General features: G+C 61.5%; 18 protein-coding genes. 16 read left to right on the top strand and 2 right to left on the bottom strand.

Annotation, left to right across the window (positions count from 1 at the left end; all coding sequences use genetic code 11):
* Positions 1–5 precede the first annotated feature (5 nt).
* The 11 genes from A9404_RS03440 to A9404_RS03390 all read left to right on the top strand — a co-directional run bounded on the left by A9404_RS03440 (position 6) and on the right by A9404_RS03390 (position 13,697).
* Entirely contained in the window at positions 6–3,992 is a 3,987-nt protein-coding gene (locus tag A9404_RS03440; RefSeq protein WP_066098689.1) for a YhdP family protein, read from the top strand.
* A gap of 3 nt (positions 3,993–3,995) precedes the next feature.
* Positions 3,996–4,841 (top strand): carbon-nitrogen hydrolase family protein, encoded by an 846-nt coding sequence (locus A9404_RS03435; RefSeq protein ID WP_066098687.1) that lies wholly within the window; start codon positions 3,996–3,998, stop codon positions 4,839–4,841.
* A 148-nt stretch (positions 4,842–4,989) separates the two neighbouring features.
* Positions 4,990–6,105: a 3-deoxy-7-phosphoheptulonate synthase gene (locus A9404_RS03430; protein ID WP_269465747.1), complete on the top strand. Its 1,116-nt coding sequence runs from the start codon at positions 4,990–4,992 to the stop codon at positions 6,103–6,105.
* 42 nt (positions 6,106–6,147) lie between these two features.
* Complete coding sequence (locus A9404_RS03425) at positions 6,148–7,968, top strand: DUF4139 domain-containing protein (RefSeq protein ID WP_066098685.1); 1,821 nt, start codon at positions 6,148–6,150, stop codon at positions 7,966–7,968.
* 36 nt (positions 7,969–8,004) lie between these two features.
* Positions 8,005–8,628, top strand: coding sequence for a MotA/TolQ/ExbB proton channel family protein (locus A9404_RS03420; protein WP_066098682.1), 624 nt, complete (start codon positions 8,005–8,007; stop codon positions 8,626–8,628).
* Between the two features lie 10 nt (positions 8,629–8,638).
* Positions 8,639–9,040 (top strand): ExbD/TolR family protein, encoded by a 402-nt coding sequence (locus tag A9404_RS03415; protein WP_066098680.1) that lies wholly within the window; start codon positions 8,639–8,641, stop codon positions 9,038–9,040.
* Between the two features lie 8 nt (positions 9,041–9,048).
* A complete protein-coding gene (gene msbA, locus A9404_RS03410) occupies positions 9,049–10,863 on the top strand; it encodes a lipid A export permease/ATP-binding protein MsbA (RefSeq protein WP_066098678.1) in 1,815 nt (604 codons plus the stop codon).
* Positions 10,864–11,907 carry a tetraacyldisaccharide 4'-kinase gene (gene lpxK / locus A9404_RS03405; protein WP_066098676.1) on the top strand — a complete coding sequence of 348 codons (1,044 nt, stop codon included), beginning with the start codon at positions 10,864–10,866 and terminating at the stop codon, positions 11,905–11,907.
* Positions 11,908–12,046: 139 nt separating this feature from the next.
* On the top strand, positions 12,047–12,265 hold the full coding sequence (locus A9404_RS03400) for a Trm112 family protein (protein WP_066098674.1): 219 nt from the start codon (positions 12,047–12,049) through the stop codon (positions 12,263–12,265).
* Entirely contained in the window at positions 12,262–13,035 is a 774-nt protein-coding gene (kdsB, locus tag A9404_RS03395) for a 3-deoxy-manno-octulosonate cytidylyltransferase (RefSeq protein ID WP_066098672.1), read from the top strand. Before A9404_RS03400 ends, kdsB begins: the two co-directional genes overlap by 4 nt.
* A gap of 140 nt (positions 13,036–13,175) precedes the next feature.
* The gene (locus A9404_RS03390) at positions 13,176–13,697 is read left to right on the top strand and encodes a PAS domain-containing protein (RefSeq protein ID WP_066098670.1); all 522 of its coding nucleotides are present in this window, start codon (positions 13,176–13,178) and stop codon (positions 13,695–13,697) included.
* Here A9404_RS03390 and A9404_RS03385 read toward each other — a convergent pair.
* Complete coding sequence (locus A9404_RS03385) at positions 13,686–13,883, bottom strand: hypothetical protein (protein WP_066098668.1); 198 nt, start codon at positions 13,881–13,883, stop codon at positions 13,686–13,688. The two genes, A9404_RS03390 and A9404_RS03385, sit on opposite strands and share 12 nt — an antisense overlap.
* A gap of 13 nt (positions 13,884–13,896) precedes the next feature.
* Entirely contained in the window at positions 13,897–14,403 is a 507-nt protein-coding gene (locus A9404_RS03380) for a cupin domain-containing protein (protein ID WP_197490418.1), read from the bottom strand.
* 73 nt (positions 14,404–14,476) lie between these two features.
* Between A9404_RS03380 and A9404_RS03375 the strand changes: the two genes are divergently transcribed.
* From A9404_RS03375 to A9404_RS03355, 5 genes are all read left to right on the top strand, one after another.
* Entirely contained in the window at positions 14,477–14,818 is a 342-nt protein-coding gene (locus tag A9404_RS03375) for a DUF2288 family protein (RefSeq protein ID WP_066098664.1), read from the top strand.
* 181 nt (positions 14,819–14,999) lie between these two features.
* Entirely contained in the window at positions 15,000–16,109 is a 1,110-nt protein-coding gene (locus A9404_RS03370) for an alkene reductase (RefSeq protein WP_066098662.1), read from the top strand.
* Positions 16,110–16,290: 181 nt separating this feature from the next.
* A complete protein-coding gene (locus A9404_RS03365; protein ID WP_082922703.1) occupies positions 16,291–22,401 on the top strand; it encodes an alpha-2-macroglobulin in 6,111 nt (2,036 codons plus the stop codon).
* Positions 22,402–22,496: 95 nt separating this feature from the next.
* Entirely contained in the window at positions 22,497–24,857 is a 2,361-nt protein-coding gene (gene pbpC, locus A9404_RS03360) for a penicillin-binding protein 1C (protein WP_231880939.1), read from the top strand.
* 148 nt (positions 24,858–25,005) lie between these two features.
* Positions 25,006–25,350 carry a histidine triad nucleotide-binding protein gene (locus A9404_RS03355; protein ID WP_066098660.1) on the top strand — a complete coding sequence of 115 codons (345 nt, stop codon included), beginning with the start codon at positions 25,006–25,008 and terminating at the stop codon, positions 25,348–25,350.
* The last annotated feature ends 8 nt before the right edge of the window (positions 25,351–25,358 follow it).

Below are 25,358 nucleotides of genomic sequence, written 5' to 3'. Positions count from 1 at the left end.
ACGCTGTGCACGAGTTCAAACAACCAGTAGCCATCCACATCTCCTCGCGACCGCTGCGTCGTCTCCTGCGGTGGCTGTTGGTTTTGATCTCGGCAGGGCTCGTCATCGTCGCCCTCCTGTTCACCGGGCTGCGGCTCGTCCTGCCGCAAGTCCCCCAGTACCACCAGGCACTCGGCAAGCTGCTTTCCGACAAGTGGGGGGCGCCGGTCACCTTCGATGCCATGGATGTGACCCTGGTCGGCTACCGGCCGCAACTGGTGCTGACCGATCTTCATCTCGGGCCCGACGGCCCGAAGATCAAGCGTCTCAGTATTTCCCTGGCCATGGCGCGAAGCTTGATGCAGGGTCATCTGGTCGCCGGGAAGATCGTGATCGAACAGCCCAGTCTCCGGCTCGTTCTGGATGACCAGGGCCATTGGGGACTTCAGGGGGCGCCGTCCGGAACGGGCAGGGGGCAGGAGACTTCCTGGGCGCAATGGCTGGATCGGCTGCCGGATCTGGGGAATGTCTCGATCCGGGACGCACGCATCGACTGGCGGCGATCGGCGGATTCCGAGACGCATCAGCCGGCGCGAACCCTGTCGACCCGTTTGGACGTCAGCGCACGACTGGCGGCGCATGGCTGGGCGATGTCGGGGGAGCTGTCGGCACCGGACTTCGGTCCGCAACCTGTGCTGTTGCGCGCGCAGGGGCGTTTGGGCAGCGATCCCCTGACCGAGGTTTATATCAGTACGCGGCACTGGGATTTGCCGGCGATCCAGCAGGCCATACGCGATTTCACCCACGGGGCTGTCCGGGCCCAGCTGGGTGGTTGCGGTGAACAGGTTGTCGGGCTGGATTGTTCCGAGGGCATGCCGCTGGTCGGTTCGGGCGTACTGAGCGGTGAGTTGTGGCTTCGGTTCACGCCACAGGGGATGCAATCGGTCCATGCACAGTTCGATTCCGACCGTCTTCGGGTCAGTCGCATGGCGCGAATCGCCGGGTACGGCGCGATCACCGAGCTCCAGTCTCAGGCCAGTCTGAACAGGCTCAGCGGTCAGCTCGCATGGTTGAAAACCCCCGATGGCTGGCGTCTGGACGTCGATCGAGTCACCTTCGTCACGGATGCGGATGAACAGCTCCCCACCCAGTCGGTGCACATCATCCATCATGGGCGCGAGACGGATTACGCTTCGGATTTCGCCGATCTCAACCAGCTCTCGGTCTGGCTCTCGACGGCACCGTTGCCACGCTCGCTGTTGAAATTTCTTGGGGGAAATACGGTGCGCGGTCAGGCGCACGATATTCGCCTGCATTTTGTCGGGGATCACCTGGAGTCCGGGTATCTTCAGCTCAACAATTTCGGCAATTCGCATGGCCAGAGACTCTGGCCCGTCATTGGTCAGGAGAGCGGAGCCGGGGGGTTGAATCTCGTGCTCTACAAGCAGCCGGACGGCTGGTTGGCGAGCGTCAATCAGCAGAATCTCGTGTTGGCCGTGCCGGGGCTGCTCCGCGAACCGATCACCATCGACAATCTCAAGGGAGATCTGTACTGGCATGATTCCGCCGCTCCCCTGATTTACAGTGACGGCTTGACGCTGAGCAACGGGGACTTTTCCAGTTTTTCGGTTTTCCGCTATCAGGCCGGAGCGCAACAGGGCCCGACCGATACGCCCCCCGACCTGCAAATCGACATGCGTGTCGATGCACTCAAGGTTGCCCGGGTACCGGCCTATCTGCCACGGAATCTTCTGGAACGGGATCTGCTGAGCTGGCTGGATACCCATCTGGGCAGCAAGGATCAGACAGGTGAGATCAACGGTGCCCATTTCGTCTTCAATGGCGATCCGACCCGATTCCCTTTCCGGCACGGCGGTGGGTGGTTTTCGGCGGTGCTGGATTTCAAACACCTCGATCTCGATTATCGCCCGGACTGGCCGGCGATCCGGGATGCTCAGGGCTATCTCGCCTTCGTCGATCAACAGATGCACACGGCGATTACCGGCGGCACCATCGGCGGGCTACCGCTGAACGGTGCACGGGTCAGTCTGTTCGATATCGGCAAGCCTGTGCTGGACATGGCGGTTCAGACCCGCGCGCCCCTGGCCGACATGCTGGGGTTCATCCAACAGACGCCCCTGTTGCCCGCCAATGCGCTCCAGAATTTTAACGTCAACGGTTCGGCCGCATTGGATTTGGGCGTGCGTTTCAGCCTGTACTCCAAGGGTGGACCGCCGGTGGCGGAGGGCACAGTCACGTTCGACAACAACCGTCTGATTGTCGGCAAGCGGTTACTGACCCTGGACAGCATTCGCGGTCCGCTGAAATTCGTCAACAGCGATTTCAACGCCACCCGCCTCAGCGCTCGATTCGACGACAATCCCGTCACTCTTCAGGTACGAACACCAAAGAACGGGGATGACAGTACGATCATTGCTCAGACGACGCTGGATCCCCTGTTCGCCCTTCGGGGGCAGAGCAATGGTTTCTTTCAGGCCTTGCTCTCTCGGGTTTCCGGGAAGGCGCCCACCGAAGTGCGACTGACCATTCCGCATCGCGGCAGTACGTTTTCGGTACAGGCGTCGAGCGATCTGGTCGGTGTGCAGAGCACCTTGCCCGAACCGTTGATGAAGCCCGTGGACAAGCCCTGGCCGATCAATGCCGCACTCAGTCTGAAGGATGGCGTATTGCGTTCGCTGGCACTGGAATCGAAGGGGCAACCCGCCTGGGATGCCAATCTGACCTTCAATCAGTCGGGTGGTCTGTCCGGGGGACGAGTACGGAACGATGCGGCGTTCCAGCCGACTTCATCCGTACTCGAATTGTCCCTGCATACACCGGTCTTCGATTGGGACCGTTGGCGTCCGATTTTGCTGTCGAGCACCGGTCCATCATCCGATCAGTCGGAAATTCCCACGTTCGATGTCCATCTGGATGCGGATCAGGTTCTGACGGCCGGACAATCCTTTCCGAACACGCGTCTCGATCTGCACTATGCCGCCGGTCGCTACGAATTGCAGGCCAAGGGCCCCGCGCTTGCCGGGCAATTGAGTCTCGACTGGCCAGAGGGCGGCGCGGGCAGACTGTCCGTGCAGCTCAGTCGTCTGCATCTCAAAGGGGAAGGCGATAGCACAGCGAAGATTGTGCTCCCGCCGCCTGAAGCCTGGGATCTGTCGAAAATGCCCAGCATGACGCTGCGCGTCGACGATCTTCGATATGACGATAACCGATTGGGCCGCCTGTTCCTGGACATGCGGCCATCGACCGCCGGACCGCAGCCGTCGATGGATCTGACCAGCATCGACTGGCGACCGAGCCGAACCGTCTCCCTGATCGGCACAGGCCGCGTCACGGGCACGGGATCACAGCAAAAGACCCATCTCGACTTCACCGCAGTCGGAAAGAATCTCGGATCGGCTATTCGCACGGTGACGGGCAGCTCGCCCATTGAGCAGGGGGATATCGACTCCGGCACGTTCGTTCTGGATTGGCCTGGTGCGCCCACCTCATTCGCTTTGGCTCGGTTGAACGGCCAGGGTTCGCTTAATCTCGTGCACGGTCAGTTGAACGATGTCGACCCGGGAGCCGGCCGTCTGGCCGGGCTTCTGAGCATCGGTGCCCTCACACGCCGATTGCGCCTGGACTTCAGCGACCTGGTCGATCACGGGCTGGGATTCGACACCCTGAATGCCAAGTGGCGACTGACCCAAGGCGATCTCCACGTCGACCCGCTGACGCTCAAGAACGCCTCGATCACCGCGGTGGCGCAAGGGCGCACCCAGTTGACGGACAATACCCTCGATTACACCGTCAAGGTGTATGCCGACGTGGGCATGCTGTTGCCGATCATCGGTACGGTGGCCGGTGGACCGCTGGTCGGCGGTGCCCTGTTGGCGATTCAGCAGGCGATCAAGTCCGCGGACAAGCACCCGGATCCGGCCTTCATCTATCGAATTACCGGTACGATTGCCCATCCGGACATCAAGGCCGTCAACATCAAACCCGAGCCATAATTCATGAGTACGTTTTCCAAAATTGCCGCGTTGCAGATCAACGGGCAGGCCCAGTGGTCGCGCAACAAGCCACAGATCGAACGGCTCGTCCGGGATGCCGCGATGCTCGGTGCTCAGGTGGTGGTCATGCCGGAGAATTTGTACGCCATGCCAGCCGATCCGGGTGCATTGCTGTCGATGGGGTTCGATGCCGGGGACGAGCCGATGGCTTGGCTGCAACAGCTCGCGCGCCGTCATGGCGTCTGGCTCGTGGCCGGAACGATGCCTATCCGGGTTGCGGCAACCGATGGCCTCGGTTCGGGAAAACTGCATGCGCGCAGTTTCGTGATCGATGATTCGGGTGCGATTCGTGCCCATTACGACAAGATTCATCTCTTCGATGTCACCGTACCGGCGCTGAGCGAATCCCGGCAGGAATCTTATCGGGAATCGGATCTGTTTGTGGCTGGCGATGTACCTGTCGTGGTCGATACCCCGGTTGGTCCTTTGGGCATGGCCATCTGTTTCGATCTGCGCTTCCCCGAACTGTTCCGTCGCCTGGTCGACCTGGGGGCGACCTGGGTATGTTTACCCGCCGCGTTCACCGAGGCAACGGGGCGTGCGCACTGGGAACCCCTGATCCGGGCGCGCGCCATCGAGAACCAGATCTACATGGTGGCCTCGGCGCAGGTTGGTCGCCATGCCAGCGGACGTCAGACCTACGGACACAGCATGGTCGTCGATCCCTGGGGACAAATTCTTGCTAACGCCAATACGGTTGCCGATACGCTGATTACCGCGGAGATCGATCACCAGACGCAACGCCATGTGCGCAGTCAGTTTCCTGTGCTCGAGCTTCGGCGATTGTAAAGTCGGGCGTGCTCTAGGCGGCATTCGGGGCGTGCTGCGGGATGACGTCGGACGGCAAGCCAAGTAACATGGGCCGATTGTGACGGACGAACTGCGAGATAGTGCGTGGTCTTCCGTATAATAGTTAGGGATTTAGCAACAGGCCCCCATGATGACGACCCATCAAACCGACGACTTACGTATTCTCGATATTCATAATCTTCTTTCGCCCGAGCAGATTCGTGCCCAGTTTCCCCTGACCGAGCGCGGGGCGACCACTGTGGTGCAAACACGTCGGGCGATACGTTCGATTCTGAACCGGGATGACGATCGGTTGATCGTGGTGATGGGACCCTGTTCGATCCATGACGTCCAGGCGGCACGCGATTATGCGACGCGTCTCAAAACCCTTGCCGATACCGTGGCGGATGAGATTCTGCTCGTGATGAGAGTCTATTTCGAGAAACCGCGGACGACCGTGGGCTGGAAAGGGTTGATCAACGATCCCAATCTCGATGGCAGTTACGAAATCAACAAGGGTCTCGGCATTGCGCGGCACCTGCTGGTGGATCTGGCGGATATGGGCGTCCCCTCGGCAACCGAGTATCTCGACCTGATCAGCCCGCAGTATGTTTCCGATGCGGTTTCCTGGGGCGCGATCGGTGCCCGGACGACCGAATCGCAGGTCCACCGGGAGCTGGCCTCCGGGCTTTCCTGCCCGGTTGGGTTCAAGAACGGCACCGATGGCGGGTTGCAGGTGGCCATCGATGCAATCCGGGCCGCGGCGCGGCCGCATCATTTCCTGTCGGTCACCAAGGCCGGGCAATCGGCCATTTTTTCCACGTCGGGCAATACGGATTGCCACATCATCCTGCGGGGCGGCAAGAAGCCGAATTACGATGCCAACAGCGTCAATGATGCGCTGGAGCAGTTGCGCGGTGCCGAATTGAACGAGGCACTGATGATCGATTTCTCCCATGCGAACAGCCAGAAGCAGCACGCGCGGCAAATCGTCGTGGCCGATGACGTTGCCGCCCAGATTGCCGCCGGCAATGCGGGGATCGTCGGCGCCATGGTGGAGAGCCATCTGGTGGGTGGACGCCAGGATGTCCATCCCGATCGCCCACTCGTGTATGGACAGAGCATCACCGATGCCTGCATCGGCTGGGAGGACAGCGTCGGGCTCATCGAGCGTCTGGCCGAGGCCGTGCGCGTTCGTCGCGCCGGTGGCGGGGTACTGCCCGAGTCGAGCGGCGCCAGCCACTGTGAAAACACGGACGCGTGATCGGCGCTTGATCAAACATGAATCCATCGGGGACCGGATCGCATGAATCATTTCTTCAGCCATCGTGAGCCACAGTCTTGCGCCCTGCTGCGGTCTTTTCTGTCGGTCGTTCCCGCTGCGATGCTCGGAATCGTTTTCTTTGCCGTTCTGCCGGCCGCCTCTGCGCAAGAAGTCGCGATAGCCGGCATCGATTCGCCTTCGACCAAGTCGGCCGCAGTCAAGAGTCCGTTCGCAGCAAAGTCTGTCGAGGATGCCGACATCGTCTCAATGGCTGGGAAAATCATCGGTGTGACGGTGTTGCCCGATGGTGCCTGGGTGACCCGTCAGTTGTCGATCGACTGGCCGACTTCGGGCAGACGATCCGTTCAGGTGGTCGATCTCCCGCGCTCGATCGACCAGGATAGTGTCCAGCTTCATAGTCCCGGCTTGACGTTGAGCGCTCCGATGCAATGGCGCGAAATGCCGGTGGCGGAGACCGAGGCCTACCGTAAGCTGGATCTAGAGCGTGAAACCTTGAACAAGCGGCTGGCCAAGGCGAACGACGATCTGTTGGCGGCACAGACGCGAATGTCCATCTTCAAGGCGCAGATGGCGCAGGCGCCATCGGACAAGAAACACGGTGCCGCGATTGGCGCTTTTCTTTCGGATGCCAGGGCACGGGCCCAATTCGATCGCCTGCTCGATGGCATTCTCGCGGAGCATCGACAGGCCCAGGATGCGGTGGATCAGCTGATGAAGCAGATGCAGGCGGTCGACCGCGCGCAGGCAGCGTTGCGTCAGAAGGGCCCGGGTCTGGCCCTGAGCCTACCCCTGATGGTGGATGGTAGCCAGAAACCGGCAACCGGCAGGATGATCACCATCCGCTACCGCGTGCATGACGCTCGCTGGCAACCCGTGTACCGCGCTGATCTCGATACGATAGCGGCGCGTCCGTCGGAAAAGTCCGCCACGACCCCGACAGCACCGGCGGCCGAAGAAACAGCGAAAGTCTCGTCGACGATCCACTGGTCTCTGGTCGCAGAAGTGCACCAGAGCACTGGCGAGGATTGGTCGCGCGTGCCCGTGACCTTGTCGATGCTGGACACGCGTCGCTATTATCCCGTGCCGACCCTCAAGCGTTGGACCATCGGTTTTTCGCCAACGAGCAAGCCGTCGCCCATAGCCGGCGCGGCGCTGCTGCGACAGGATGCTGAAATGGCCCGTAAGTCTGCTGCGTCATTCGGGGCCGTGGACGAAACCGGTTTCAATGCGGAGTTCCGCAGTGCTTCGCCCGTCAGCGTTCCCAGCGGATCGGCCGCCACGGTCATCCCGCTCCTCCACCGCAATTATCCGGCCGATGCGATGGATCTGATTACGCCCGAGATCTCGCCCCTGGCGATACTGACGGCACGATTCACGCTGGATAACGCGACGCCCCTGCCGGCCGGTGAATGGCAACTGTTCCTGAATGGGGCTCAGATCGGTCGTGTGCATCAGTCGGCATTGGCCCCGAAGAAAGCCCTGTCGCTTGGTTTCGGCGTCGACCAACGCATCGTGGTTACGGTTGATAGCCCAGCGGATCAGCGCGACGAGAACGGTTTGATCGGTAAGGCGCAGCAACTGGTTCGCCGACGGGTGGTCACGGTGCAGAGTCAACACGAACAACCGGTTCCGGTGACGGTGCTCATGAACCTGCCGGTGTCTGAAGATGCGAATCTGGCCGTCGATCCTTTGGCGGACAATACCCCTCCGGGGAACAAGCAGTATGACGGTCAGGATGGCGTATGGGCCTGGTCGAATCAGATCAAGCCCGGGCAGAAGATCACGATCAATTTTGGCTTCCGCCTGCGCTGGCCGGCGGACAAGCGTCTCTATGGTTTCTGATGTTTCACTTCAAGGACGATTAAGGAGCAACTGCATATGATGGATTTGGTGATGGCCGGCGGCGGGATGATGATCCCTATCATCCTGGCTTCGGTGATTGCGCTCACGATCATTCTCGAGCGGTTATGGTCCCTGCGCTACAACCGCCTGATGGGCGGGGACCCGGTGGGTACGGTGGAAAGCTGGATGGCCAGCGGTCAGATTTCGTCCCTCAAGGTGTCCGAATTGGCCCGGATGTCCCCCCTGGGCATGGTGCTTGCCGCCGGTCTCCAGAGTCACGACTCGCCGGAAGGCATGCGCAGTCGTATCGAAGATGCCGGGCGCCATGTCGCGCATCAGATGGAACGCTATCTCAATACCCTGGGTACGATCGCGGTGATTTCCCCGTTGTTGGGCCTGCTCGGTACGGTGGTTGGGATCATCGATGTGTTTCAGTCGATCACGGCCAGCGGCGGCGCTTCGGCCATCAATCCGGAATTGCTGGCGGGGGGCATCGCCAAGGCATTGGTTACCACGGCTGGCGGTATCATCGTGGCCGTGCCCGCCTACATCTTCCACCGGTATTTCCGGGGACTGGTGGATGAGCGCATCATCGAGATGGAACGCGAGGCGATCCGTCTGGTGGATCTGATCCATCCGGTCGATGCGCGCAAACGCTGAGGGTGTCGTCATGCAATTTCGTCAAAGACCGCGGGAAGAACTGGAACTGAACCTGATTCCGCTGATCGATGTCATTTTCATGTTGTTGATTTTCTTCATGCTGACGACGACGTTCGTTCATGATCGGACACTCAACGTGACGCTTCCCGTCTCCAGTCAGGGCACCGAGAAACGAGCACCGGTCAAAGATCATGTGATCGAGATTGCCCGGGACGGACGTATTGCCATCGATGGCAAGATCTACGACAGCGACGCCATCCGCCCCGTCCTCCGAAGCATTGCAGCCGACCAACGTCCTGTCGTGGTATGGGCCGATGCCGACGTGGTGAATCAGAAGGTCATCAGTGTGCTGGATCTTGCCCGCGAGGCGGGCATCACCAAGGTTGGCCTCGGGACAACTCCGGTCAAGTGACGCGTTCGATGCATTCTTCTCCATCCCAAGGTTCGCCGGGTGCAACGGCTGCGACGCCGGCTTCAGGCTGGCAGACCTATCGTCGACTTCTACGCTATACGCAGCAGTATGCCCGTCTCCTGGGTCTGGCCATTATCGGGATGATCGGGGCGGCGTTCACTGAAGTTGCTTTCGCAGCCCTGATGAAGCCCTTGCTCGATGGCAGCTTCGTCAATCGCGATCCGGCCACCATCCATGCCATGCCCTTGCTGCTGTTGGGCGTTTTTGCCCTGCGCGTCGTGGCGGAGTTCATGTCCGGCTACGGTATGGCCTGGGTGGGTCGTTCGGTGATTCGCGATCTGAAGCGCGATGTCTTCGATCAGGTGCTGCACCTGCCGGTCCGGTTCTTCGATCGGGTGGCGGGCGGTGAAGTGCTCACCCGCCTGAACTATCAGAGCGAACAGGTTTCCGAGGCGGCATCCCGCGCATTGACCACCCTGATTCGCGACAGCATTACGGTGGCGGGGCTGCTGATCTGGCTGCTGATTCTCAGTTGGCAGCTGGCGCTGTTCATCGTCGTGCTGGCGCCGGTGCTGGTCGTGCTGGTGGGGGGGATTTCCCGCGCATTTCGTCGCTACGCCCGCCGGATTCAGGATTCGATGGGGCAGGTGACCCATGTCGCCGAGGAAGTGATCAACGGACATCGTGTGGTGAAACTGTATGGGGGCGAGGAGTTCGAGTCCGCCCGTTTCGAGCGCATCAATGCCCGCAACTTTCGTGAGTTCATGAAAATGCAGGCGATGTCCTCCATCTCCGCACCGGTGACCCAGTTCATCCTGGCCCTGGGCATCGCGGGGATTGTCTGGTTTGCGACGACCGGTTCGCGTATGGAGACAATTAGCGTCGGTACCTTCGTTTCCTTCATCACGGCGCTGAGCCTGATGCTCTCGCCCATGAAGCGGCTCATTGGCGTCAATGCCGTGCTGCAACGGGGGATTGCTGCCGGGGAGAGCCTGTTTGGTCTGCTTGATGAGCCGCGGGAGACCGATGCCCCGGATCTTCAGCCCGTTGCGCGGGTCAGCGGCCGAATTGCCTTCGATCAAGTCGGTCTGCGCTATCAGCCCGAAGAAACAGCGCCCTGGGTACTTCGAGATATCAGCCTCGATATCCCTGCCGGACATACGGTCGCTCTCGTGGGACGCAGCGGTGCGGGGAAGTCGAGTCTGATTGCCAGTCTGCCCCGGTTCGTGGAGATCGAACAGGGCGAGATACGACTCGACGACCGGTCCATCGCTCAAATGACGCGGAAGGATTTGCGACGTCAATTTGCCTATGTCAGTCAGGACACCGTTCTGTTCAACGCCTCCGTTGCCGACAACATCGCCTACAGCGATGGCGGCCGTGGCGACATGACGCGCATCCGTGCAGCGGCGGAGGCAGCCTACGCACTCGAATTCATCGAGAAACTGCCGCAGGGTTTCGATACGCCGGTGGGCGAAAACGGCGTCCTGCTTTCCGGCGGTCAGCGTCAACGTTTGGCCATTGCCCGAGCCCTATATCGCAATGCGCCGATCCTCATTCTCGATGAAGCGACTTCGGCGCTGGATACCGAATCGGAACGGTACATCCAGGCCGCTCTCGATAATCTGAGCCGCGGGCGGACAACACTCGTGATTGCGCATCGTCTGTCGACGATCGAGCATGCGGATTTGATCGTGGTGCTCGATCAGGGGCGAATCGTCGAGACCGGACAGCATGCGGCCCTGCTCGCCGCCAATGGTCCCTACGCGGCATTGCATCGACTCCAATTCGGCGCCTCCTCGGAAACCGAGGTCGTCCACTAGATGCGCTACCCCGAGTTCTGGCAGCGAAAGGCGATTCGAAGCTTTTTCCTGTTGCCGTTCGCCCTGCTGGTCTGCTGGATTGCCCGCCGGCGGCGTGCCCGAGCCGGGCGCAGGCGGGGTGTCTTTTGCGTTGACCGACCGGTATTCGTCATCGGTAATCTGACGGTGGGTGGTACCGGAAAAACGCCGATTCTCATCGCCTTGGCGCGTCTTCTGACGGAACGGGGTTACCGGGTAGGGGTGATTAGCCGCGGTTACGGCGTCCAGATCGGCGTGGAACCCCGCGACGTGACGGAAGCCCAGGGTGCTGCCGATGTGGGCGACGAACCCTGGTTGATTCATGAAAGAACGGGCTTGCCGGTGATGGTGCATCCCGATCGGGTGCGTGCCGCGCAGCAATTGCGGGCGCGATATCCCGAGGTTGAGTTGATCCTGAGTGACGATGGGCTTCAGCATCATCGGTTGGGCAGGGCGATCCAGATGGCCGTTATCGATGGCGACCGTCGTTTCGGCAATGGTTTCTGCCTGCCCGCCGGACCGTTGCGTGAGCCACTCTCGGCCCTGTCCGACATGGACTTCGTGGTCGTGAACGGCGAGACCTTCGAACCGGGTCAATGGTCCGTACGATTCGTGCTGACCTCGGTTCAGGATTTGTACGACGGACAGGAGTACCCCCTGGCGGATTTTCTGAATGCGCATCAGGGAGATACATTGCAGGCCCTGGCGGGTATCGGGCATCCCGAGCGTTTTTTTGAAGCCTTGCAGAGCCATGGCGCGCGGATCAAGCGATTCCCACTGGATGATCACCAGCCAACGCCGCCCGGATTACTGAGCTACCTGCGTCGTTCGGGAATGCCGGTGGTCATGACGGATAAGGATGCTGTGAAATGGCGACAGAACAAGCCCGCATGGCATAACCAACCGGGACAGGTGTTTGCTGTGTCGGGATCCATGCTGCTCGGTGAGGGGTTGATCGAGGCAATTATGTCGCGTCTTGAAGCCGTTCGGATTACGCCGGGCGCTGTCCGGGAAAAAAAGATTTAACCGCTCAGGCCGATTTGCTATTCTTCAGCAAATGCTAATATACCCTGATGGTGACAGGGTTTTGATTGGCGCGTCGGCCCGGCAGATATGCTGTATCTTCTGGCTGTCAGCCACCGATCAATCAGACTGGAGTTTAGGTATGGACAAGCGTTTGCTTGAAATCTTGGTTTGCCCCGTCACCAAAGGGCCGTTGATCTACGACAAGGAAAAGCAGGAACTGATTTCCCTGTCCGCCCGCCTGGCCTACCCGATTCGCGACGATATTCCGGTCATGCTCGAATCCGATGCACGTACCTTGTCGAATGACGAATACGAAACCTTGCGGGCTGCACATCCGGCGGATACCGCCACCTCATGAGTCACCCGCCGTTCTGCGTCATCATCCCGGCCCGGATGAGTTCGACTCGTCTGCCCGGAAAACCCCTGGCAGATATCCATGGTCGACCGATGTTGGCGTGGGTTCACGATTGTGCGCTGGCTTGCGGCTCGGATGAGATCGTGATTGCCACGGATGACGAGCAGTTGAGGACCGCCGCCGAAGGCTTCGGTGCTCGGGCGGTATTGACAGGCGATCATCATCAATCCGGAACCGACCGTCTGGCGGAGGTCGTGGATCAGTTGGGCATTCCGGATGACACCATCGTCGTGAATCTTCAGGGGGACGAGCCCTTGATGGCGCCGGAGCTGCTGCGTCAGGTGGCTCGCCTGCTGGCGGAGCATCCGAATGCCGCGCTCTCGACCCTGATGGTTCCGATCACTGTGCGCGAGGAGTTTCTCGATCCCTCTGCCGTCAAGGTGGTGGCGAACGATGCGGGTGAGGCACTGTACTTTTCCCGGGCACCGATTCCCCATGATCGGGATGCACAGATTGAAACAGGGACGGTGCTGGGTTACCGGCATCTTGGCCTGTATGCCTATCGGGCGGGGTTCCTGCGCCGGTTTACACGCTGCCCGATGAGCCGTCTGGAGTCGCTGGAAAAGCTGGAGCAACTGCGTGCCCTGTCCATGGGGGAGCGTATCGCCATTGCGGTTGCCGAGCAGATTCCCCATGCGGGCGTGGACACCCCGGCAGATCTGGAACGCGTGCGTTCCATTCTGGCCCACGCAGGTGAAGCGGCCCCGCCCTGACGCTGAGCCCGTCAGCCGTGCCGGCAGACGGACGATGCCTGTTGTTTCCCCTGTTCGATATACCCTGCCCATCGTGCCTTTGGTACGTGCTGCGGGTTGATGGACGACACCCATGGCGATTGTGAGGTAACTCTATGAGGATGGATCGGTTTCTTTCTGGCAACGAATACGTGTTGCGTCCAACGCAAACGATTCAATCCCGGACGGACCTGCGTGGCGTGATTACTTTCGTCAACCGCACGTTGACCGAAGTTTCAGGCTACAGTCGCGAGGAACTGGTCGGTGCGCCGCATTCGCTGTTGCGTCATCCTCAGATACCGCGGACGATCTACTACGTGATGTGGGAAACCATCAAGGCCGAGCGGGAATTCTACGGCTACGTCAACAACCGGGCGAAAAACGGGGATAATTATTGGGTTATCGCCTATATCGCGCCTCATTACGGCTCGGACAAGATGCTCGACGGATTCAGTTCGGTGCGCCGCGCGCCGCTGCGTGAGCGGATTCCTGAATGGACGGATATCTACGATCAACTCAATCAGGTCGAGGCCAAGTATCCACGGAAGGATCAGTGTGTGGCCGGCAAGGACTGGTTGGGCAATTACCTGCACAAGCGGACGCCCTATACCGATCTGACGCAGTACGTTCTGTCAGGTCTCTGAGTCGGATACGCGGCTCTCGGCGGGCTTGTTCCGGTTCCCGCGCTTCAGGCGGATCAGCAGGAACGTGATCCAGAACAGGATTGCCAACACGCCGGCCCCATAGCCGAGAAAGGCCGTGAAGAGCACGATGCTGCCGAGAATGGCGCTGACAAGCAGGAATTCGTAGGTGGATCGTTGTATGCGCATAGGAGTCCGAAAGTTAGTTTGGGGATGACGCAGATGGAGCGGCAGGTTGATCGCCGGTCGGGCAGGTCACACATAATAGCTGTAATGGCCGCTGCCCCCTACTGTGGACTTGATGCGCGATGCCCCGTGCGATGTGAATGACGTCCCCGGGGACAATCGCGAACTGATCCGTGTCACGAGTCATCAGGCCTGCACCATCGATCACGTGCCAGATTCTTTCGCTGTCGGTCGCCCCCTCCGGCCAGTTCGCGATGCGGTCCGGCTCGATGACGAGTTCGGTCAATCGGCAATGCGTGATGGCATGTCGTTCGGGAACCATCAGACAACGTTCGATGATTCCGTTTCCATGATCGATTGTCTCGGCTTCCATGCGATGATTGAGGTAGGATTGCCGGTCCGGCATCGAGCGAGTCTTGGTGCGTTTTCTTTCAGCCACGGGTGGTGCGGTTCCTGGTTGATTTTCCTGGTGCATTTTCCTGGTACATTTTCCAGGTGCATTTTCCAGGTGAATTTCATTCATTCGTCGGGACAACCCGGCGAACGTTCCTTCGTGACGACTGCGCCGACACGTGCCAATTTCGTAAGTATCAGCCATGACAAACGAACTATTCCCCGACGATCTTTCTCCCGATGACCTGACGCCCGAAGAGCGCTGGTCCTTGTTTGCCGGGCAGACCGCCCGGATCGAGTGGCGGGAACTGGCGCCCCTGTTTGCCCGGGGGCAGGTCGTGCTCGTCGATCCGGCACTCGACCTCGTCGATGTGGCCGTTGCGGTTGCCGATGATAACAAGTCCCTCGTCGAATCGTGGATGCAAAAGGCACAATTCGGCCTGTTGGACACGAAGACCGCCGGAACCTGGGCGGAAGGTCATACCCCCATCTGGGCGGTGGTTGTCCATCCCTGGGTATTGGCTCAGGCGCGCCAGATCCAGTGATCCCCGATCCGGGACTTGCCAGGCTACTCAATTGGTGCAGGCTATCGGCAAGAACATTGACAGTCGCGGCAAATGATCCAATAGTAGGCTATTAATTTATTCGCCGAACTGGTTTGGTCAAATCTTTATTCGTTCGGCCAAATCCTTCCCTATGTCGATTCACCGAGATCAGGAGCAACTCATGAGTGCCGATTCCATTCTGCTGCAACCGACTTCCTTTGGCGCCATACCGGTGGCAAACCGGGTTGTCATGGCGCCGCTCACACGATGCCGGGCCGGGGCGGGCAACGTGCCTACCGACCTTATGGTCGAATACTACCGTCAGCGGGCTTCGGTCGGGCTGATCATCAGCGAGGCCTCGCAAATCATGCCGGAAGGGCAGGGGTATCCCAGCACGCCCGGCATCCATTCGGACGAACAGATTGCCGGTTGGCGCAAGATCACCGACGCAGTCCATCAGGCCGGCGGCAAGATGGTGCTGCAGCTCTGGCACGTCGGTCGCGTGTCCCATTCCGAGTTCCAGCCCAACCAGGCCCTGCCCGTTGCGCCGTCCGCCATGGCCATCCCGGGCGAGGGGTATACCCCCTCTGGGGCGAAAAAGCCCTACGAGACGCCACGTGCTCTCGAAACTGCAGAAATTCCCGGTATCGTCGCCGCTTATGTCCAAGGGGCGAAGAACGCCATGGCGGCCGGTTTCGACGGTGTTGAAATCCACGGTGCGAACGGCTACCTGCTGGATCAGTTTCTGCGCGACGGCAGCAATAAGCGCACCGATCAGTACGGTGGTAGCCTGGAGAACCGTGCGCGTCTGCTGATGGAAGTGGTCGACGCCGTGACGGCGGCAGTGGGGGCTGAGCGCACCGGACTGCGAATTTCCCCACTGCAGCCGGCGAACGGCATGAGCGATAGCAACCCGAAGGCCACGTTCAGCTATGTCGTGGAACAGGTGAATGCCTATCCGCTGGCCTACCTGCACATTGCCGGCATGGGCGTCGATCAGCCCGGGGCGGCCGGCCCCGCCTTCGATCTCAATAGCCTGCGCCCCTTGTGGTCCGGCAAGCTGATGGTCAATTACGGCTACGATCAGTCTTCAGCAGAAAAGGTCGTCACCGAGGGACATGCCGATGCGGTCGCGTTCGGCAAGCCGATGATCGCCAACCCGGATCTGGTGGCCCGTATCGAGCAGGACGCGCCATGGAACGTGCCGGATTCCAGTACGTTCTATGGTGGCGGGGAACACGGGTACACGGATTATCCCGTGCTTTATACCCATTCCCATTCCGCGACTTGAGGCGTTGGGGCGGCTACCGGATGGCACCGCCTCGCTAGGTTGATGCACCCCGGCCCCCTCCGGGGTTTTTGCATTTCTGTCATGAAATCCCACTGAGTTTCCATGCTAGGATGCGCCAGTAATCGGTTTGACTTTCAGTCTCCGGCTTTGCCTCAGGCACCCCAACTTTCAGGATTGGATCATGGACGAGACCAACCACCCGCCCGCTGACCCGGCTACCCCTCCGGATGGCACCGAACCCGCTGAGCCTTCCCCCGGTGTGCCTGGCCGGTTCCGTCGCGTTCTGGGTGGGATCGGCGCTCATCTGAAGATCGGCCTGAGACGCTGTATCGGGCAAGTCCAGTGGCAGCCGCCGACCTGGCCAAACGTCACCTTGGCGTACATGCGCCGGCATCCACGGCGGGTTGTCGGCAGTTTGCTCTCGGTGGTTTTGCTCGGTGCAGCTGCTGGCTGGGGCTATCATTGGTATCAGAATCGGCCCAAGCCGGTGGAGCCCCCCAGGGTTGCCGTGCAATTGACGGCTCCGGCGGCGACGGACTACACCCAGACGCCGATGGTCATTCATCCCCTGACCCTGGATTTTTCCGCCTCGGTGGCGCCCATTGCCCTGGTCGGCAAGCCGGTTCATGCCGGGATCACCCTTGAACCCAGAATGGCGGGCAGTTGGCGCTGGGCCACCGATCGCCAGCTTGTCTTCACCCCGGCGGTGGATTGGCCGGTAGGGCAGCCCTATACGCTGACACTGGATCCCCGTACCGCCGTCACCCCGGGCACGCGACTGGCCGAGACGCAACTGACGTTCGACACCGCGCCCTTTGCCATGACCCTCACGGATCAGTCCTTCTATCAGGACCCGCAGGACCCGCTCAAGAAATCGGCTCTGTTTGGGGTTCAGTTCACCTATCCGGTTGACCCGACCTCTTTCGAGCGCGCCGTGAAGCTGACGATGCTGGATGCCAAGGGAAATCCCGGACGTCCGGAATCGTTTACGATCACCTATGACCTGCGTCATCTGAATGCCTACGTCCATTCCGGTCCGTTGGGCGTGCCCCTGGATGAGCAACGCCTGCGGGCCACGATCGCCAAGGGGGTGAAGAGCAGCCGGGGCGGGCCGGGGGCGCAAAACCCCCTGAGTGGGATGGCGCTGATTCCCGGTCTGTACTCCCTGGCGCTTAGCGATGTGTCGATCCAACTGGTCGACAACGCCGAGCATGAGCCTGTTCAGACGCTGATCGTATCCACCTCCGCGCCGGTCACCGCCAAGGAGCTTACGGGGAAGGTCCACGCCTGGCTGTTGCCGAAGCGCCATGACCATCACGATTGGTACACCGGGATCGTCAGTCAGCAGGTGTTGGCCAAGGCCGAGCCGCTACCTCTCACGATGCAGCCTTCGGAGCGGGACGCCGACGAGGTTCATGGTCTGACGTTCTCTGCAGAGCCGGGGCGCCTGATCTATGTCCAGATCGACAAGGGGTTGAGCAGTTTCGGCGGGTATCTGCTGGGTAAATCCCAAGGGTCCGTGCTGTCGGTGCCCGATTATCCCCAGATGCTGAAATTCCTCGGGCAGGGATCGTTGCTGTCGATGACCGGCGATCACCGGCTGTCCGTGGTGGCGCGTAACGTCCCGGGGATGCGGGTGGGTATTGCGCAGATCCTGCCCCACCAGATCCAGCATCTCGTGGCGTTCAATCAGGGAGATTTCTCCCATCCGCTGTTGTCCATCGGCCCCGACCACATCACCACGCGCTTTGTGGAAACCCAACCCCTGCCGGATCAGGACCCGACCAAGGCGGTATACGCGGGGGTCGATCTGAGCCGCTTCCTGGGCACGGGCAAGGCGGGCGAGGCCACCGCCAGGCGGGGGGTGTTCCTGGTCCGACTGTCCCCCTGGGATCCGCGATCGACGAGTGACTCGGGGGCGCTCGGCAGCGATGACGAGAGTCCGTTCAGTGCCGAACAGGGTGGGTACTACCAGGGCGCATCCCAGAGTGACACCCAGGATGCCCGGTTGATCGTGGTCACGGATCTCGGGCTGTTGGTCAAGCGATCCCTGGACGGCAGTTATGACGTATTCGTGCAATCCATTCATACCGGGCGGCCGGTCGATCATGCGGTCGTCAAGGTGATCGCGGAAAATGGCCAGACCCTGCTGGCCGAGACGACGGGTGCCGACGGCCATGTGCATTTTGCCTCGCTCAAGGGGTTCCAGCGTGAGCTCAAACCCGTGATGTTTACCGTCACTCATGCGGACACCCCGGTTCACACCCCGGCTGAGGCAACGCCGGGCAACGCCTCCTCCCCGTCAGGGACGGACGCGACGGATACCGACTTTTCGTTCCTGCCCATCGGGGCCACCGATCGGCAACTCAATTACAGCCGATTTGATATCGGCGGGGCGCCCAATGCCCAGAGCGCGGGCGAACTCAGTGCCTATCTGTTTTCCGACCGCGGCCTGTATCGCCCCGGGGATGAGTTTCATATCGGCATGATTCTGCGCGCCGCCGACTGGAAACAGGACATCGCCGGCGTGCCTCTGATGGTCGAACTGGTGGATCCCCGCGGGATGACCGTGACCAAGCAGCGCCTCAGTCCGGATCGCAGCGGATTCATGGAGTGGCAGTACACCCCGGACGAGACGGCGCCCACGGGTAGCTGGTCGGTGAATCTGTATCTGATCAAGAATGATCGCGTCCATACGCTGCTGGGATCGACGTCGGTCATGGTCCGGGAATTCGAGCCCGATCAGACTCGCGTCACCACGCGTTTAGACCCGGATGGCGGCGTCGGATGGATCAAGCCCACCGATCTTCATGCGCTGATCCAGGCCGATACCTTGTACGGCACGCCGGCGGCCAACCGTCGGGTAACGGCCACCTTGACGCTCCGTCCGGCCTTCCCGAGCTTCCCGGCGTTCGCGGATTATGATTTCTATGATCCGCATCGCGCCAAGGAAGGGTACAGCGAACCGTTGCAGACCCAACAGACCGATGCGAAGGGCGCGGCGAATTTCCCGATCGACCTCTCCAGTTTCGCCAATGCCACGTATGAGTTGCGGTTCTATGCCCAGGTGTTTGAGCCCAACAGCGGGCGCAATGTGGCTTCGGCGGCACGTGCGCTGGTATCCAGTGCGGATTACCTGATCGGCATCAAGCCTGATGGACCGATGGATTTCATCCCGCGCGACACGCCCCGCAAGGTCAATGTGCTGGCCATCGATCCCGAGGTGGCTTCCTGTGCCGTCGGCGGTCTCAAGGCCGTGATTCTGGCGCGGCGCTACGTGTCGGTGCTGACGCGTCAGCCGTCCGGCCTGTACCAGTACACGTCCAAGCTCAAGGAAACGCCCATCGATAGCCGGCCGCTGGATGTGGCGGTCGGGGGCACGGACGTAGATCTGCCCACCACCACGCCCGGCAGCTACGCGCTGGTGATCGAGTCGGCCAAGGGCACAACGCTGAACCGGGTCGACTTCGACGTGGCCGGCAACGCCAACGTGAGCCGGTCTCTCGAGCGAAATGCGGAATTGCAGCTTTCGCTCAACAAGAAGGACTATGCGCCCGGTGAGACCATCGATGTGGCCGTGCGAGCGCCTTATGCCGGCAACGGGATCATCACCATCGAGCGCGACAAGGTGGTTGCCTGGACCTGGTTCCATAGCGATACGGCGAGCTCCGTACAGCACATCACCGTGCCCAAGGACTTCGAGGGCAACGGCTACATCAATGTGCAGTTCGTCCGTGATCCGGCATCTCGCGCCATCTACATGAGCCCCCTGAGCTACGGTGTCGTGCCGTTCTCGGTGGATCTGGCCAGCCATCGCGCAACGATTGGGCTGGATGTGCCTAAGCTGATCAAGCCGGGGCAAGACCTGGACATCACCGTGCACACGGACAAACCCACCCAGGTGGCCGTGTTCGCGGTCGATCAGGGCATCCTTCAGGTCGCCGGGTACGAACTCAAGGACCCGCTGAGCTATTTCTTCCGTAAACGGATGCTGCAGGTCAGTACGGGGCAGATCCTCGATCTTATCCTGCCGTCGTTCGATCAGTTCACGAAAATGGCATCGCCGGGCGGGGATGAGGACAGCCTGCGCAAGCAGCAGCTGAATCCGTTCCGGCGCAAGCATGAGAAACCGGTGGCCTACTGGTCCGGCATCACCACGGTGTCGGGCACCCACGTATTCCATTACCCGGTCCCCGATCGCTTCAACGGGGCCCTCAAGGTGATGGCGGTGGCCGTGACCCCGGAACAGATCGGCATCGCCCAGCAAGACACCACGGTGCGCGGCGATTTCGTTCTGGCACCCAATCTGCCCACGGCCGTTGCGCCGGGTGACGAGTTCGTGGCCAGCGTCAACGTGGCCAACAATATCGCGCTGGCAAAGGGGGCGGAGAACCCGCCGGTGCCGGTCGCGGTTCAGCTGGAAGCGTCATCCGCCTTCGATGTGCTGACCCCCGGGCGGCAGACGATCTCGCTGGCGTCGGGGCATTCCGGCGTGGTGACGTTCCGGTTGCGCGCCCGTGCCGATCTCGGCTCCGCGCCCCTCGGCTTCTTCGCCCAGTATCAGGACAAGCAGGCCAGACGGAGCATGGATATCTCCGTGCGCCCGGCCGTTCCGTTCCAGACCCAGCTTGCGGTCGGTGCCGTGAAGCCCGGCGGTCAGGTGGATATGCCGGACCTGCGCGATCTCTTTGCCGCACGGGCGCAGCGCGAGGCGGCGATCTCCTATCTGCCCCTCGTGCTGATGCGGGGCCTGGGCACCTATCTGGCCAACTATACGAACTACTGCACCGAACAGACGATCAGTGCGGCCACGCCGTCCCTGATCGTGGCGGGACAGCCGGAGTTCGCCCGGAGCCCCGCCGACGTCCGTCGTGCCGAACCGGCAGTGCTCCGCGCTCTGGCGACCCTGCGTAGCCGCCAGAATGCGGAGGGCGGATTCGGTGTTTGGTCGGCCACCCCCATCTCCGACCCCTTTGTTTCCGTCTATGCCATGCAGTATCTGCTGCTGGCGCGGCAGGCCGGCATTCCCGTCTCGGCGGACATGATCGATCGCGGCTTGAATTACCTGCGTCATCTGGCCGCCGACGAGGCACTGGGCAGTCTCCCCGAGCTCCGGGCGCGCGCCTTTGCCATCGCATTGCTGACGGAGTCGGGCATGGTGACCACCAATCTGATCGCCCTGGTCCAGCAACGTCTCGAGAACCAGTTCCCATCGGTCTGGCATCAGGATCTGGCGGCGGTGTATCTCGCGACCAGTTACCACCTGCTGAAACAGGACGAAGCAGCCAACCGGCTGATCGATGCGCCGCTCAAGGAACTGACCAAGCCACGGCCTGCGTCCTTGCCCTGGTCGTATGCCGATTATTACGACCCGCTGATCTTCGATGCGACCACGCTGTACTCCATCGAGCGATACTTCCCCGATCGGGCCCGGACCCTGCCGGCGGATACGCTGTTGAATATCGTGCAGCCCATCCATCAGGGGCGTTACAACACCCTGTCCTCCGCCATGACCATGCTGGCGCTGTCGGGGCTGCCCAGGGAGCAGGCCGATCCCGCGTCCCTGTCCATGGTGGAAGGGACGGAGCCGGGCGCGATGAGCCCCTTCGGTCAGGTGGATGGCGTACTGCTTGCGGGCGCGTTGTCGCCCGGCAGCAGCATGATGCGATTCGTGAACCACGGGACGCGTCCGGCCTGGTACAGCCTGACCCAGGCGGGGTATGACCGGGTGCCGCCCCCGTCGACGATCAAGGACGGATTGGAGATCGTTCGGGAATACACGGATGACGCTGGCAAGCCGGTGACGACGGTGCATCTGGGACAAACCGTCAATGTCCACCTGAGCCTGCGTGCCTTGGGCGATCGTGCCGTCGGGGATGTGGCAATCGTGGATATCCTGCCGGGGGGCTTCGAAATCGTGCATCCGGCCGCCTCGGGGCCGGACCCCGATTCGCCAGCCGGGACAGCCGACGCCGAAGCACCCCCGGCGTCCGTCGCCGGCGGCATTGCCCTGGCCCAGCCGGGCAGCGATCTGCAGACGAGCTACGTCGAACCCAGGGAGGATCGGGTGCTGATCTATGCGACGGCCAATCGGGATGTTCAGCAGTTCGTCTATCGGATCCGGGCGACCAACGAGGGGCGGTTCATCGTACCTCCCGCCTATGCAGAGTCCATGTACGACCGGGCCTTGCGGGCCTACACACCGGGGACGGGGACGCTGACGATCGAGCCACCGGCGCCCGAGCAGCCGATGTCGGCGTCGGATCTGGCTACGTCGCCCGATCGGCCGTGAGCGGCGACCTGCAGGTTCGGCCCGCTGGCTGGCATCGGTACGGGTCAATCCGGCGGGTAATACCGCGCCTTCTGGCCTTGTTGTTGATCCTGGTCGTGCTGGTCACTGTCGTGCTGGCGGGGGGTCGCGTCTGGTATCGGTTCCATCCGCCCATACCCCTTCGAGACTGGCTGCCGTCCTCCACGGCCGTGCTGGATGATCAGGGCCGGTTACTGCGCCTGACCCTGGCTGCCGATCAGCAGTACCGGCTCTGGACCCCCCTCGACCAGCTCTCGCCGACCTTGGTGCAGGCGGTGCTGCTGCACGAGGATCGGCATTTCTATCTGGAGCCCGGTTTCAACCCCTACAGCCTGCTGCGCGGGGCGTTCAAGACCTATGTGCTGCGCCGGCATCCGCAAGGCGGATCGACGATTACGATGCAGTTGGCCCGGTTGCTCTGGCACCTGGATACCCGCTCGCCCTGGGGCAAGATGCAACAGGTGGCGCGGGCTATCCAGCTCGAGTTGCAGTACAGCAAGCAGGCGATTCTCGAAGCCTATCTCAATGACGCGCCGTTCGGTGGCAATATCCAGGGCGTGGGCGCGGCCAGTCTGATCTACTTCGACCACGCCCCGCTTGATCTGAGCCTGCCCGAGTCCCTGGCCCTGGCCGTGATGCCGCAGAACCCCAGTGTGCGGGGCAGAGTCCCGGCGGGCCTCGCGGGGCCTGAATTGCTGGCGGCGCGCAATCGGCTGTTTCGGCGGTGGGCGCACATGCACCCGGTATCGGCTTCGGAACGAGCCCTGTTCGCCTTGCCCATGACCCTGCGGCCGGCAGACCGGCTGCCATTCCGTGCACCCTGGTTCGTAGATCAATTGCTGGCGGATCGGATGTTGCTTCAACCCTCATCCCTCGGGCTTCCGGATAGGGACTGGATCCACAGTACGGTGGATCTGCGCCTGCAACGGGCCGTGGATCGCCAGGTTCAGGCCTATGTGGCGCAACAGGCCATTCGGGGGGTGCACAACGCCGCGGCCTTGTTGGTCGATACGCGGGACATGGGCATCAAGGCGCTCATCGGTTCGGCTGATTATTTCGACACCCCCATCGCCGGGCAGGTGAACGGCACCAATGCCAAGCGCTCGCCGGGCTCGGCGCTTAAGCCGTTCATCTACGGATTGGGCTTCGATCAGGGGATCGTCATTCCCGCCACTGTACTGCGCGATGTGCCCACCGCCTATGGGGCCTACGCCCCGGAGAATTTCGATGGACGGTTCGAGGGGCCGGTCACCGTAACGCAGGCACTGATTCGCAGCCGCAACATTCCCGCCCTCGATGTGGCCGCCCAGCTTTCGCATCCGGACTTCTACCATTTTCTCCAGTCGGCCGGCATCGCCGATCTGGCCCGTCCCGAGCATTACGGTTTGGCGTTGGTGCTCGGCGGGGGGGAGGTCACGATGCAGGAGATGGCCAAGCTGTATGCCATGCTGGCCAATCAGGGGGTGATCAAGCCCTTGCGGTTCGTGCAGGCCGCCAGCAACCAGACCGCGCACCGGCTGGCAGCGCAGGGCACGAGGCTCCTGAGCCGGGCGGCAAGCTTCATGGTGCTGGATATCCTTCGTCAGAACCCGCCCCCGGGCCTCGCGCCGACGGGGCAGCCCAGCCCCTTGCCGGTTGCCTGGAAAACCGGCACGTCGTCGAGCTTTCGTGATGCCTGGAGTGTGGGGGTGTTCGGTCCCTACGTGCTGGTGGTATGGGTCGGCAATTTCGATGGCAGCCCCAACCCCGCCTTTGTGGGCGGCGAGATGGCCGGGCCACTGTTCTTCAATATCGTGGCGGCCCTCAAGGCGGAGAATCCCGGGCTACACGACCTGCCCGCGCCCATTCCGCCGCGCTTGCGCAAGGTTTTGGTATGTCTGTCCAGCGGTGCGCTGCCCACGGCCTGGTGCCCGCGTACCGGCGAAAGCTGGTTTATCCCCGGCGTCTCGCCCATCCGCGTGGACGACGTGTACCGGCCGGTGATGGTGAATCGGGTTACAGGGGCGGCCGTCTGTCCGCCCTTCGATCCCGTCCAGGACGAGCGCAAGGTCTTTGCCTACTGGCCCAGCGATCTCCAGCAGTTGTTTGCCCTGGCGGGGATCCCGCGTACGCAGCCGCCCAGAAGCCCCGCCTGCGGTCCCCTTTCGCTGGCCGACACGATCGGCGGGAGCCCGCCACAGATCACCAGCCCCCTTGCCGGGAACGTCTATACCCAGCAGTTGACCCATCCGGCCCAGGCGCGCATCCCGCTCACCGTGACGACCGATGCGGATGTCCATCGGGTGTACTGGTTTGCCGACAAGAGCTATATCGGTCAGGCTGAACCCGGACAGACGCTTTTCTGGTCACCGTCGCAACCGGGCAGTTATACGATTCGGGCGGTGGACGACCACGGCCGTGCCGACGAGCGGCTGCTGCGGGTGGCACGGGTTCCCTGATCTCTATAGAGCATCCAATCACTATCGGGGTGATCGGGTCAGGATGCAATTGACGCCATTGACTTGTCGCTACTACAGTGGCTTTCCCCGAAACGCTGTGCGTATAGCGAATGCTCAACCGTTTTTTTCAGATACCAAGGACACGCCCATGAGCGACACCATTTTTTCCCGGATCATCCGCCGCGAGATTCCGGCAACGATCGTCTTTGAAAACGATCGGATTCTGGCATTCCGGGATATCAATCCCCAGGCGCCGGTACATATTCTGATCATCCCCAAGAAACCGATTGCGACCTTGAATGATGTACAGCCCGAGGATGCGGCACTGATCGGTGAGTTGTTCGTGGTGGCTGGCGATCTGGCCCGTCAGGAGGGTATTGCCGAGTCCGGCTACCGGACGGTGTTCAACTGTCGGGATCATGGCGGTCAGGAGGTGTATCACCTGCACCTGCATCTGCTGGGTGGACGACAGATGACCTGGCCGCCCGGCTGATCGACGTG

Origin of the sequence: Halothiobacillus diazotrophicus, assembly GCF_001663815.1 — a bacterium.
GTDB classification, from domain to species: domain Bacteria; phylum Pseudomonadota; class Gammaproteobacteria; order Halothiobacillales; family Halothiobacillaceae; genus Halothiobacillus; species Halothiobacillus diazotrophicus.
Note: the sequence above shows the minus strand (reverse complement) of the source record. Positions and strands in the feature narration are given on the sequence as shown.